The organism is Listeria sp. LM90SB2, from assembly GCF_028867355.1.
GTDB lineage: Bacteria > Bacillota > Bacilli > Lactobacillales > Listeriaceae > Listeria > Listeria monocytogenes_B.
Genome location: NZ_CP046449.1, coordinates 1,460,189 through 1,473,696 on the forward strand (window position 1 = coordinate 1,460,189; position 13,508 = coordinate 1,473,696).

At 37.4% G+C, this 13,508-nt stretch carries 12 protein-coding genes; 4 read left to right on the plus strand and 8 right to left on the minus strand.

Annotated elements, in window-relative coordinates; all coding sequences use genetic code 11:
- Positions 1-4 precede the first annotated feature (4 nt).
- From GL301_RS07270 to GL301_RS07305, 8 genes are all read right to left on the minus strand, one after another.
- A complete protein-coding gene (locus GL301_RS07270) occupies positions 5-655 on the minus strand; it encodes a hypothetical protein (RefSeq protein WP_003725375.1) in 651 nt (216 codons plus the stop codon).
- 52 nt (positions 656-707) lie between these two features.
- On the minus strand, positions 708-2,048 hold the full coding sequence (locus tag GL301_RS07275) for a dihydrolipoyl dehydrogenase family protein (RefSeq protein ID WP_003727441.1): 1,341 nt from the start codon (positions 2,046-2,048) through the stop codon (positions 708-710).
- Positions 2,049-2,136: 88 nt separating this feature from the next.
- Positions 2,137-3,804: a ribonuclease J gene (locus GL301_RS07280; RefSeq protein WP_070008156.1), complete on the minus strand. Its 1,668-nt coding sequence runs from the start codon at positions 3,802-3,804 to the stop codon at positions 2,137-2,139.
- 19 nt (positions 3,805-3,823) lie between these two features.
- On the minus strand, positions 3,824-4,705 hold the full coding sequence (gene dapA / locus GL301_RS07285; RefSeq protein ID WP_003725378.1) for a 4-hydroxy-tetrahydrodipicolinate synthase: 882 nt from the start codon (positions 4,703-4,705) through the stop codon (positions 3,824-3,826).
- A gap of 14 nt (positions 4,706-4,719) precedes the next feature.
- Positions 4,720-5,931 carry an aspartate kinase gene (dapG, locus tag GL301_RS07290; RefSeq protein ID WP_003727440.1) on the minus strand — a complete coding sequence of 404 codons (1,212 nt, stop codon included), beginning with the start codon at positions 5,929-5,931 and terminating at the stop codon, positions 4,720-4,722.
- Between the two features lie 11 nt (positions 5,932-5,942).
- Positions 5,943-6,986 (minus strand): aspartate-semialdehyde dehydrogenase, encoded by a 1,044-nt coding sequence (locus tag GL301_RS07295; protein ID WP_003725380.1) that lies wholly within the window; start codon positions 6,984-6,986, stop codon positions 5,943-5,945.
- 197 nt (positions 6,987-7,183) lie between these two features.
- Complete coding sequence (locus tag GL301_RS07300; protein WP_070008157.1) at positions 7,184-9,349, minus strand: peptidoglycan D,D-transpeptidase FtsI family protein; 2,166 nt, start codon at positions 9,347-9,349, stop codon at positions 7,184-7,186.
- Between the two features lie 129 nt (positions 9,350-9,478).
- Positions 9,479-10,087, minus strand: coding sequence for a superoxide dismutase (locus tag GL301_RS07305; RefSeq protein WP_003725382.1), 609 nt, complete (start codon positions 10,085-10,087; stop codon positions 9,479-9,481).
- 301 nt (positions 10,088-10,388) lie between these two features.
- Between GL301_RS07305 and GL301_RS07310 the strand changes: the two genes are divergently transcribed.
- The 4 genes from GL301_RS07310 to GL301_RS07325 all read left to right on the plus strand — a co-directional run bounded on the left by GL301_RS07310 (position 10,389) and on the right by GL301_RS07325 (position 13,467).
- Positions 10,389-11,189, plus strand: coding sequence for a DUF1189 domain-containing protein (locus tag GL301_RS07310; protein WP_003727438.1), 801 nt, complete (start codon positions 10,389-10,391; stop codon positions 11,187-11,189).
- A 111-nt stretch (positions 11,190-11,300) separates the two neighbouring features.
- A complete protein-coding gene (gene ispG, locus GL301_RS07315; protein ID WP_003734589.1) occupies positions 11,301-12,407 on the plus strand; it encodes a flavodoxin-dependent (E)-4-hydroxy-3-methylbut-2-enyl-diphosphate synthase in 1,107 nt (368 codons plus the stop codon).
- A gap of 35 nt (positions 12,408-12,442) precedes the next feature.
- Positions 12,443-13,150 carry an AzlC family ABC transporter permease gene (locus GL301_RS07320; RefSeq protein WP_003731380.1) on the plus strand — a complete coding sequence of 236 codons (708 nt, stop codon included), beginning with the start codon at positions 12,443-12,445 and terminating at the stop codon, positions 13,148-13,150.
- Entirely contained in the window at positions 13,141-13,467 is a 327-nt protein-coding gene (locus GL301_RS07325) for an AzlD domain-containing protein (RefSeq protein WP_003725386.1), read from the plus strand. Before GL301_RS07320 ends, GL301_RS07325 begins: the two co-directional genes overlap by 10 nt.
- The last annotated feature ends 41 nt before the right edge of the window (positions 13,468-13,508 follow it).

Sequence of the window (13,508 nt, forward strand, 5' to 3'; positions counted from 1 at the left end):
GTTTTTATTTTAGTTCGATTTTGCCAGTTTCTGTCGTGATTGGTGTGGATGAATCTTTCAGATAGCTTAGAAAACTATAAGAAATCCATGAAATATCAGAAACTTTGTCTAAATTATCTACGGGAAAAACGATTTTTCCTTTGGCAGTTTCGCCAGGCTTAATTTCAGTTGTATCAAAATTAGATAAAACAGCGTCTCCTCCATTTAAATCTAACTTGTTTGCCTCTAGTTGTCCTTGGTTTGGATAGGTTTCGAGAGTTTTAACTGCATTGTTGGTAATTTCTAAAGCGATAGTAATACTACCGTCTACTGGCTTACTTGCGGATGTTGAATAAGTTTCTTTTTTTTCGACCGTCACAGTAGTGATTTTTTTCTTAATATTATCTGCGGAATCTTCAAAGTTAACTTTATACGTCTTCGTTTCTTCTGGGGTAGCTTGACTTGTTCCTTTAGAAGAATAATTAAACACATCATTTTGTACTTGCTGATAATGTGAAAAACTAACAATGATACCAATAATGGAGCCAACCATTAATAACATCCCTGCACTAGTTAAAATAGCTCCAATCTTCCGTCTGGCTGGGAAAAATAAAATTACGATACCTGCGATAAAAATTAAGAAAGCACATATTCCGGCAATGATCCAAATTTCCATCTTATTTGCTCCTTTTATGCGAATTTCTCCCTCACTATAACATATTTAGCCTCTAGTTCAAAGCAGTTAAGTCACTTGCTGGAGATGGATAGGCAAATATAACAGATTGTAAATCAGCCAAAGTTAGATTAGCTTTCATTAAGATGGCAACGTAATTTATCATATAATCTGCTTCTTCACTAAGAAAATGAGCGCCTTTGATTTGCCCCGACTCTCTATCTTCAATGATTTTTGCGAGCGCAATTTGTTCATTGGTTCGTTTATAAGTATACCAATTTGTTGTGTCGTGATTTTTAATTTGATATTTTTCTGGATGCGCTTTTGCTTCTTCTGCGCTTATACCAATGCTTGCCAGTTTGGGGCTCGTAAAAACGACGCTTGGTATTGCTGGATAAATCATTTTTTCGTCGCCGCCAATGACATTTTTAGCAACAAATGCTGCTTCCATGCTGACAACGGGTGTTAAAGGTGCTCCTTTTGTTGCCGCGACATCGCCACATGCGTAGATATGAGGGTTATTAGTGGTTTGAAGTTTTTCATTAACGATAATGCCTTTTTTAGTGTAGTCAATGTTGGCATTTTCCAATGATAAATGCGCGATATTTGGTTTTCTACCAGTTGCCCCAATAATTAAATCTGTCTGTAATGAAAATCCATCTTTGCCATGAATATGCAGTTTTTCCCCTTTATTTTCAACCTTCGTAATATCTGTGTCAAAATGGAAATGGATACCTTCTTCTTTCATATGGGTAACTAATGCCGCCACAAAATCAGAATCAAATTTCTTTAAAGGTTCACTATTATGATGGATAATATGCACTTCTCTGCCTGCTGCGAGTGCTATGGAAGCAAATTCAAATGAAATATAGCCACCACCAATAAACACGACAGAATCAGGGAGTTTTTCAAGTGATAAAAAATCATCACTGGTTTGAATGTATTCTTGCCCTTCTACTTTTAACGTGCTTGGTGTTGCTCCTGTTGCGATGACAATTTTATTAGCTTGTATTAAATCATCGCCGACTTGTAAGGAATGGGAATCTTGGAAACTAGCTGCACCAAAGAATGTTTCAATCCCGGCTTCTTGAAAGTTTTCCAAACGACTTTCTGGCACATTCTCAACAAAAGTTTCTTTAAATGCCATTAAATCTGTCCAGCTAATTGTCGCTGCTTGCTTAATACCTTTGCCACGAAGTCTGGTAGAAAGATTTCTTGCTTCTCTTGCTCCGACGAGAACTTTTTTAGGGTCGCATCCTCTGAGGACACACGTTCCACCCCAACTCCGCTCCTCTACAATTGCTACTTTTAATCCAGCTGCCTGTGCTTCAAATGCTACCGTTGTACCACTTGCGCCACTTCCGATTATTACTACATCATATGTAAATTTTGCCATTTAAATCACTCCTTCCTAGCTTGTTTTCCCGTCTGATTTCACTTTCAAACGAAAAAAACTGCCACACACGAATGTGCAGCAGTTCATTCTAGACTTCCATAATAATTGGTAAAATCATTGGACGTCGTTTTGTTTGTTCAAATAAGTAGCGATTTAATTGGTCACGAATGTCTTGTTTTAATTTCGCCCATTCAAAGCCGGTTTCTTGAAGATTTTTTTCAACAATTTTTGTAACAACTTTGGAAGATTCTTCAATCAAATGTTCTGATTCTCTCACATAAATAAAGCCACGTGAAATGATTTCTGGTCCTGAAGTAATGGTTTTTGATTTACGATTAAGTGTTACTACAACAATGAAAATCCCGTCTTCTGAGAGCAATTTACGGTCGCGTAGCACGATGTTACCAACATCACCAACACCTAAACCATCAATTAAAGTATTACCAGAGTATACGCGATTACCAGCTGTCATTTTATCATTTTTATATTCTAAAATTTCACCTTTACCTACGATAAATACTTCTGATTTTGCCATACCAACTTCATGAGCTAATTTAGCGTGACTGATTAACATGCGATATTCTCCGTGAACTGGAACAAAATATCTTGGTTTTAATAAGTTAATCATTAATTTTAAGTCTTCTTGACTTGCATGACCAGAGATGAATAGATTATTGCTCATAGTTAGCACTTTCGCACCTGCTTTATAGAGCATATCCATTGTTTTAGCCATCATTGTTTCAAGAGATGGTGATGGCGTCGTCGTAATGTAAACAGTATCACCAGGTTTGATGTTGAATTGTGGATGATTTCCTTTAGTCATTAATTGTAATGATTGAATTGGTTCTCCTAGATTACCTGTTTCAATAATAGTAATTTCGTCATCGCTATATTTTTTAAGTTCTTTTAACGGAACAATTAAGTCTTCTTCAATGACGATTTTACCTAAACTGCCAGCAATTTCGAAAACGCGCTCTAATTCTTTACCAACAATAGCGACTTTACGTTTGGTTGCAACGGATGCATCGAGTACTTGTTGTAAGCGAATTAAATTAGAAGCTACACAAGCGACGATAATTCTGCCGTCTGCCATTCGGAACGCATGTCTAATTTCTTCTTCAATTAAACTATCGCTAGACGTTGTTCCAGGGTGCTCAGCCTCTGAACTATCTGAAAGTAAAGCTAGTACCCCTTTTTCGCCAAATTCTGCAATGTGGCTTAAATCAGAAGCATAGCCGTCCTTCGCTGATTGATCGAATTTGAAATCCCCTGTATAAACAATAGATCCTTCGCTTGTTTCAAGAACAATCCCAACAGAATCAGGAATAGTGTGCGTTGTATGGAAAAAGGAAACATCAATTTTTGAAAAGGATAAAGTTGTTTCTTCGTTAACGACATGGAAATTCTTGAAGCGTAGTTTACGGTGTTCTTTAAGTGCTGATTTTGCCAGTGCTATCGTTAATTCTGTACCATAAACTGGTGCTTTGATTTTTTGAAGCAAGTATGGCAATGCTCCAATTGCATCTTCGTGACCGTGTGTTAGGAAAACAGCTTTTACACGATCTTTATTTTCTTCTAAATATTTGAAATCTGGAATAACAATATCAATTCCTAGTAATTCATTTTCTGGGAACATTAAGCCCGCATCTAATATAAAGATATCTTCGTCTATTTCTACTACATATAAATTTTTGCCACTTTCATCGACACCGCCGAGTGGAATGATTTTTATGTTTTTCGCTTTTTTTATTGTCAAAGCGTAGACCTCCTTTGAACTATTTAGAAAGTCCTTCTAATATAGCTTGTAATTTCGTTCCTTGTTCAGCATTCAAATCTACAAGTGGTAGTCTTACAGGCCCAACGCTAATGCCTTGTTGATTGAGTAAATATTTTGTCGGTGCTGGGTTTGGTACAGAGAATAAACCGTTCATGAGTGGCAATAATTCTCGGTGGATTTGAGCAGCTTTTTGAACTTCTCCACGCTCAAATGCTTGAATCATTTCTTGCATTTCATTTCCTACAACATGGCTAGCAACAGAAATAACGCCGTTTCCACCAACTGCAAGGATTGGTAAAGTTAAGCTATCATCCCCACTGTATACTTGGAAATCGTCTGAGGTTTCAGCAATGATTTTACTTATATTATCCAAGTTACCGCTAGATTCTTTTACACCAACAATATTAGGTAATTTTGCTAGGCGGATAATTGTTTCTGGCTCGATATTAACAACACTACGACCCGGAATATTATAGATAACTACAGGTAAATCAGAAGCTTCAGAAACCGCAGCAAAGTGCGCGTATAACCCATCTTGATTTGGTTTATTGTAATACGGTGCAACGATTAAAACAGCGTCAATTCCACCGAGTTCAGCAACTTCTTTTGTAAAAGCAATTGTTTCAGCTGTGTTATTGGAGCCTGTTCCAGCAATTAATTTTGCACGTCCGTCATTTGTTTCAATTACTTGGCGGAATAATTTTATTTTTTCATCATGGGATAAAGTTGGAGATTCGCCAGTTGTTCCAGCGATTACTAAACCGTCTGAGCCATTTTTGATTAAGTGATTCACGAGATGATGAATTCTTTTTTTGCATACTTTATCTTTCTCTGGGTGAATTGGTGTCACCATTGCTGTAATTACTTTCCCTAAATCCATCTTTCATTTCCTCCTTACTTAATTTCCAAACAAAATACGTCATGAAGGGCATTGACTGCTGAAATTAAGTCCTCTTCTTTTACTAATACCCAAATAGTAGTATGACTATCCGCTGATTGTAAAATAGGGATATTTTTTTCAGATAATGCGCCAACGATTTTTGCAGTAACACCGGGAACGCCTGTGATTCCGGCGCCAACAATAGAAACTTTCGCACAAGCTTGTCGTACAGTTGTTTGTAAGTCTGCATCTTCTAATAGTTGTTTTACTACATGAGATTTTTCTTCTGGCACCGTAAAAATGACAGAGTTGGTAGAGATGTTAATGAAATCAAGGCTGATTCCTGCATCTGCTAATATTTTAAAAGCGAGTTGTTGCGCTTTTACCGTATCTGTTTGTACGGATATTTGTGTTAAATTGGTTACATGTGCTACACCGGTTACTATTCGTTCTTTCACGTCAAAATGATCTGAATCATTGGTTAATGAAGTAACAAGTGTTCCAGTGCTTTCCAAATAAGTAGAACGGATTCGCATTGGTATTTTTGCAGTCATCGCTATCTCAACTGCACGTGGATGGATCACTTTTGCACCTTGATACGCCATATTGCTTACTTCGTTGTAACTTACTCGTGGTAGTGAACGTGCGTGTTCTACAATACGTGGATCGGCTGTCATCATTCCATCTACATCTGTAAAGATATCAATATAGTCTGCTTGTAACGAAACTCCTAGAGCCGCTGCGGATGTATCACTTCCTCCGCGTCCTAATGTGGAAATATCCCCATTTGCAGTAATACCTTGGAAGCCAGCAACTACAGCTACATCAAGGTTCGTTAATGCATCTTTCAAACGAGCTGTATCCACTTCTGTGATTTTTGCATTTAAATGGTCGTCTGATGTAATGATGCCTGCTTGACCACCAGAAAACGCCTCTGCTTTAATATTTGCTTCTTTTAACATATTGGTAAATACAGATGCTGAAATAGTTTCGCCTACAGAGAGTAAAGTATCTTGTTCTCTTGCTGTTAGCTTTGTATTTTTAGCACCAATAAGTTCTAATAGTGTGTCTGTCGCATAAGGATCTCCGTATCTACCAATGGCTGAAACGACAACAACAACTTTATATCCTTCTTTTAGTACTTGTTTGATATGATTGAATGCCATCAAACGTGATTTTTCATTTTGTACGGATGTTCCGCCAAATTTTTGGACAATAATTTTCATTACTTACACCTCTAAATAATCGCTAGTTTAACTAAACTTTCAGCTATTTGAATCGAATTCCATGCGGCACCTTTTAGTAAGTTGTCAGAAACAATCCACATATGAAAACCTTTAGGATCGTCAATGTCAGCACGAATACGACCAACGAAGACTTCCTTCTTACCTGCAGCTTGAACAGCTTGTGGGTAAACTTGATTTGCTGGGTCATCTTCTAGGACAATACCAGGTGCGTTTTTTAGTTCATTTTGGATTTCTTTAGCAGTTATGCCTTCTTTATCCACTTCGATATAAACACTTTCAGAGTGTCCGCTAACTACTGGGATACGAACGCACGTAGCAGAAACTTTTATTGTGTTGTCTTCCATGATTTTTTTTGTTTCATTGATCATTTTCATTTCTTCGTATGTATAGTCATTCTCTGTGAAAACGTCAATTTGTGGCAATGCATTAAAAGCAATTGGATAATGTTTTTTGTCCCCTTTAACGGGCATGATTTGTGGAGTGAATTCTTTGTTATCTAAAACTGCTCTGCTACCATCTTTTAATTCTTGAATCGCGCTTACACCAGAGCCAGAAACAGCTTGATAAGTGGAAACAATAATACGATTTAAGCCGAATGCTTCTCGAATCGGTTCGAGGGCTGCTACCATCTGAATAGTGGAACAGTTAGGATTAGCAATAATACCCTTATGTGAGAAAAGTGCTTTTTCATTCACTTCTGGAACGACTAAAGGAACTGTTGGATCCATACGATATGCACTCGTGTTATCAATAACGATAGCTCCACGTTTAACTGCTTCTTTCGCAAGTGCTTTCGATACAGAACCACCAGCGCTAAATAAAGCGATATCTACGCCTTCAAAACTTTCAGGTGTGGCTTCTTGAATAGTTACTTCTTCACCGCGGAAGGATAGTTTTTTTCCAGCAGAACGAATAGAAGACAAGAATGAAACTTGCTTTATCTTAAAAGTCGCCGCCTCTTCTAGTAATTCAATCATTTGGGTACCAACTGCACCAGTTGCACCTACAACTGCGACATGATAGCTTTTTGTCATAGTTTACAATTCCTCCTTCAATTTAATCCTCGTATTCCTGCCTAAAAACAGAAATCTGGTTAATTTTACACTTACTTTATCATACCATAAACAAAGCCTTTTCGCAGTTTTTTCTACGCATTAGCAACTATTTTTTTAAATTGTTTGTTAGTTTGAAATAAAAAAACCACTTCCAAATAAATGAAAGTGGTTTTTGATTAATTTTCGGTTTGTTCTGATTGTGCTTTCGCAGCAGCTTCTTTGTTGTTAATTGGTTGTTCTACTTTTGAAATATCTTTTTTCGATTCAGAGCGTTCTTTTTTAAGTTCGAAGTATTTGTCGAATACTTCTTTGGAGATTTTCATATTTGTTTTTTGGTCCGTACCATATGGACGATAAATCCAAGGAACAACAACGGAAATTGCTATTTCCGGTTTTTCCACTGGCGCATAACCGACGAATGTTGTATTCCAAACACTGGCCATTTTGTTACCTTCTTTTGGTCCATCATAGAACGCATCTGCGGTGCCTGTTTTACCAGCGACATCGTAATCACTTGAAGTGAAAACAGTTCTTGCGGTACCTGTTGAACCATGTGTTACTTCATAGAAGCCTTGTTGTACTGTTTTGATATCACTTTCAGAAACACCGATTTTATTTAATACTTTTGGTTCATTAGCTGTTGCAAGTGTTCCGACAGAGTCACCATTAGTACTTGGATTTCTAATTTCTTTTACCATACTAGGAGCGATTCTTGAGCCCCCATTGGCAATAGTAGAAACATATTGAGCCATTTGAAGTGGTGTGTAGGAGTCATATTGTCCGATAGCGAAATCGAGAATTTTACCGATTGTTTGGTCGTCCCCTTTATAACCAGTTTGTTCACCTGGAAGGTCGATGCCAGTTTTTACACCTAGACCGAATTGGTTGTAGTAGTAACGCATATCGTCAAAGGTGCTAAGTGGTGCTCTAAGAGGTCCGTTTGGTACATAGTTTGCGCCACCCATTTTCATTGCAACTTGGTACATATAGGAGTTAGAAGAAATTTCTAAAGCTCCTACAGGATCAAGTGGTCTATTACCAGCTCCGGTTCTGTTAAACCATGAGCTCTTTGGTTTTGTTCCTTTTAGTACAATTGGTTGGTCAGTGAAAACAGTTTTGTTTGTAATAGCACCGTCCATAATACCACCAAGGATAGTAGAACCTTTGACAGCAGAGCCCATTGCGTAGGCAGTTGTAAATGTACCAAGGGAATAATCTTCAAACTCACCCTTGTCATTTAGTTTCTGTCCTGCTAGTGCAAGGACTTCTCCGGAATATGGATCCATGGCAACAACGAATGCGCGGTCAAATAAATCTGAACCAGCATATTGTTTACCTTGTTTGATGTTTTTTTTGAGAATTTCTTCTACTGCTTTTTGAAATTCAACATCAACAGAAAGAACTAAATCTTTCCCTTTGGAGCCTTCGTATTTGTTGACAGTTTCAATAATATTACCTTTAGAATCAAGTACGCTTTCTGATTGAGATTTTGATCCAGCGAGCACACTTTCATATTGAGCTTCTAGATAGCTTTTACCAACGCGATCATTACGACTATATCCTTGAGATAAGTAGTATTCCGCTTTGTCTTTTGGTAGACCTTCTTTAGCTGTGGAAACAGAACCTAAAATTGAGCGTAAAGTTTCATCATATGTGTAATAACGATTCCAGTCTGTAGTAGTATCTACACCAGGTAAACTGTCCATATTTTCACTGACACGTGCGATTTCTTCGTCTGTTACATCTTTATTTTTCACAACAGATTCAGTCATAGCATATCCAGTTGTCATTTTCTTATAGATGGTTGCTACTTTTAAGTCTTCACTGGTCAAGCTAGCGATATCTTCTTTTGTCACTTTGTCAACTTGGATTTTGTAGGCTTTAGATGAATCAAGCGCTTGTTCTTTCGCTGATAAGCGGTTTAGCGATTCGGTTTGATGCGTTAAAATCCAGTAATCTTTCAAATCACGGTCAGTTAACTTTTCAGGCTCGACAGTAATTAGCTTTTCTAATGTTTGGGCTACATGTAGAGTTTCTGCAGTCTGTGTTTGTTGACTACGTGTGTAAGTAATAGATTTAACCGCTGAATTACCAACCAGCAAATTGTAATTTCGGTCATAAATGCTACCACGTGGTACGTTTTTGGAAACTGTTACGTTATCTGTTTCTTCTAATTGACGTTTGTACGTATCCCCTTGCACAATTTGAACAATACCAAGACGTAAAATTAACACGGAGAATAATATAAAAATAATAAAGAATAGAATATTTAAACGTAGTGGAATGATGGCGCGTTTCTTCTTAGTGGAATCTTTTTTCTTTTTTCTAAAATTTAGTTTCACGCATAGTTACCTCACTTTTCAATAATACCTTTCCCTATTGTAGCTGAAATAACATGATTTTTCCACTGTAAGTTCATTAGAAATTCATTAGAAATAAAAAAAGACCCACCGAAGTGAGTCTTGTGATTATTATTTAGCTGCGTCAAAACGTTTGTTAGCTTCATCCCAGTTAATAACATTCCAAAATGTGTCGATATATTCAGGACGACGATTTTGGAATTTAAGGTAGTAAGCATGTTCCCAAACATCTAAGCCAAGAACAGGTGTTTTGCCATCGCTTAGTGGAGAATCTTGGTTAGCTGTAGAAACGATTTCTAATTTGCCATCATTAACTACTAGCCAAGCCCAGCCAGAACCAAAACGTGCTGCAGCAGCTGCATTGAATTTTTCTTTAAATTCGTCAAAAGTACCGAATTCGCTTTCGATTGCTGCTTTTAAATTACCAGTTGGAGCGCCGCCACCATTTGGGCTAAGAATAGACCAGAATAATGTATGGTTAGCATGACCGCCACCGTGGTTACGGACAGCGCCGCGAATATCTTCAGGAACGCTATCTAAGTTAGCTACTAATTCTTCCACAGATTTGCTTGCAAGTTCAGGATGACCAGCAACCGCTTCATTTAGTTTTGTCACATAAGTATTGTGGTGCTTTGTATAGTGAATTTCCATAGTTTCTTTATCAAAATTCGGCTCCAAAGCATCATAAGTATAAGGTAATTTAGGTAATTCGTAAGTCATTAAAAATTCCTCCTTGTATTGTTTTTACGTGAAAAGAAATGACGTATAAGGCAAAAGTTTCATGTCCTATTTCAATAGAACTACTATCAACCTTAAAAACAGTTTCTTCTTACACCATTTAGCCTACCATGCTCCTGAAATGCTTGCAATTTTTCTGCTCAGTGATGTTTCAACATTGATTTTGCAACCATTTCGAGCTATGATTAAGTTTAGGTGGAAAAAGTACGTTCTTTTGCACATACATGTATCTTTTTCCCTGAAACTCAAAAGTTAAACCATTAGGCGAGGTGTTGAAAAAAGAATGAATATTTTTAAACGCTTCTGGAAGAGTTTATACTCCCCTGCGGATATAGCATCGTTTCGAAATGATAAAATTAGGAAAAGTATCGTGTACATTATTGTTTTATCATTTGTAACATTCCTTCCATTAGCATATTTTACAAACATTACAACAAAAAATGCACTTAAAGTTGGCGAAGAAACTATCACCAATGAAATCCCCGATTTTAAAGTGACTGATGGCAAATTAGTGTTAACAGATAAAAATGCAAAGAATATACCTATCTCGATTGATCAAGATGAACTACATATTTATTTTGATGCTTCTGGAACACTGGATAAGGATGATGTAGATAATAAAATCGCTTCTTATGATAGCGCGGTAGCTTTTCTTTCAGATAGTATTTATATTACTGCAGCTGGTGTTTCGCAATCTGTTAGTTATGACACAGCAGGAATTAGTGATAAGTCAGATTTAGTTCATTTATATAATTCGATTGAGTCTTTAGCTAAATACTTTATTCCAATTGCTTTACTAGTGCTCTTTATCTTTACGTTAGGCTCGGTCTTCTTCCGAGTAGCACTGTATGCACTTTTCGGATTTATCCTTTCTGGATTTGGCCGAACTGGTATCGCCTTCCGCCAAAATTGGATGATTGCTTCTTACAGTATTACCCTGGCAGCAGTTTTCACTATGATTATGGAAGCTTTACAAATTATTGTTCCTTTTGGAATGGAAATTAATATGGTCGTGAGTATGATTTTTGTTTTCCTTGCGATTCGTTCAATTCCTCCAAGCGAGCCTACAATTTTAGAGAAATAAATGATAGCCACTTGCTCACGCAGGTGGCTTTTTTGTGGCATCATTCACGTGATTTTGTTTCATGAAAATGGTATGATAAAAAATAAAAGCTAGTCTAAAGGAGCGGTCTCTTTGAATGAAAGAATCTTTCGCGAAAACACTCGGCCAGTCCAAGTAGGTAATTTAACTATTGGTGGTAGTGAGGAATTAACTATCCAAAGCATGACTACTACAAAGACACATGATGTCGAAGCAACAGTAGCGGAAATTCACCGATTAGAAGAGGTGGGTTGTCAGATTGTGCGAGTTGCTTGTCCTGATGAGCGTGCAGCCAATGCTCTTAGTGCCATCAAGAAAAGGATTCATATTCCTCTTGTGGCAGATATTCATTTTGATTACCGACTAGCACTTAAAGCTATTGATGCAGGTGTTGACAAAATCCGGATTAATCCTGGTAACATCGGTCGCCGTGATCGAGTGGAAAAAGTGGTTAATGCTGCTAAAGCAAAAAATATTCCAATCCGTATTGGGGTTAATGCTGGTAGTTTAGAAAAGAAAATTATTCAAAAATACGGTTACCCTACTGCTGAAGGAATGGTAGAAAGTGCACTTGCCCATATTAAAATTCTCGAAGATTTAGATTTTTATGATATCATTGTTTCTTTGAAAGCTTCTGATGTGAATTTAGCAATTGAAGCTTATGATAAAGCTAGTCGCGCATTTAATTATCCTCTACATCTTGGAATTACAGAATCTGGTACGCAGTTTGCTGGAGGAATAAAAAGTGCTGCTGGTTTAGGAGCGATACTCAGTTTGGGCATTGGAAATACATTACGGGTATCTTTGAGTGCTGATCCTGTGGAAGAGATAAAAGTGGCCCGGGAGGTTTTAAAATCGTTTGGCCTTTCCTCGAATGCCGCCATGCTTATCTCCTGCCCTACTTGCGGTCGAATAGAGATTGATTTGATTCGTATCGCTAATGAAGTGGAAAATTACATAGCAACGATTAAAGCTCCGATTAAAGTAGCCGTGCTTGGCTGTGCGGTCAACGGTCCCGGAGAAGCTCGCGAAGCAGATATCGGAATTGCTGGTTCAAATGGAGAAGGCCTTCTTTTTAGACATGGTAAAATCATCCGAAAAGTACCAGAAGCCATTATGGTAGAAGAACTTAAGAAAGAAATTGATATTTTGGCAGAAGAATATTTTGAAAAGAAAACAGATTTGGAAAGCCTTAGATAATCGTATCGGGGTTTTTGTTTCAAGGGGGATTTTTGTTGGAAAAAGAAAATGAGCTTAGTTTTTATGATGGTGTTAGAGCCTGCCTTCCTACCGTCCTTGGTTATGCTGGGATTGGTATCGCTGCAGGAGTAGTAGGAAAAGCATCCCATTTAAGCCTTTTAGAAGTGACGCTACTTGCGATTATTGTTTATGCAGGTGCGGCGCAATTTATTATTTCTGGTTTGTTATTACTACAAAGTCCGATATCAGCAATCATTTTTACTACTTTTTTAATTAATTCAAGGCATTTTTTAATGAGTATGGCGGAAGCTCCTCATTTTAAGAAGTATTCTTTGTGGAATAATATTGGGATTGGTGCCCTTCTGACGGATGAAACGTTTGGGGTTTCGATGAATCAGATTGGTAATAAAAAACCTGTTAGTGCTAAATGGATGCACGGAATAAATGTAACTGCCTACTTGGCATGGATTGTCGCTTGTATCGTTGGGGCATTTATTGGCAACTGGCTCCCAAATCCAGAACAATTTGGTTTAGACTTTGCGTTGTCTGCAATGTTTATCGGTTTGCTATATTTACAAGTAGTGAGTGATAAAAGCAAAAAAATAAGTACGAGTTTGTTCGTCATGATACTAGTCGCTGTATTTTTAATTCTCTTTATGCGTGTGATGACGCCAGAACTAGCTATTTTAACTGCAACCTTACTCGGATGTTTGATGGGAGTGATTATAGAAAGATGGCGTTAAGTTCCTATACTTTATTTGTCATTGTTGGATGTGGACTTGTGACGTTTATACCGCGTGTCTTGCCGTTTATATTTGTGCGTAAATTACAGCTTCCAGATGTAGTGATTCGTTATTTATCGTATGTCCCCCTTTGTATCCTCACTGCGCTGTTCGTTCAAAGTTTATTAATTACAAGGGAAAATGGTTTTCCAGGAATTAATATAGAGAATTTACTCGCATCACTTCCTACCATTCTAACAGCTATTTTGACTAAAAATTTAATGTGGATTGTTATTATTGGAATTATTTCCATGGCAATGATTCGTTTATTTGCATAGAAAAGCCCTTTACTGGAGTGTGTTTTTGACGGGAATCAAAA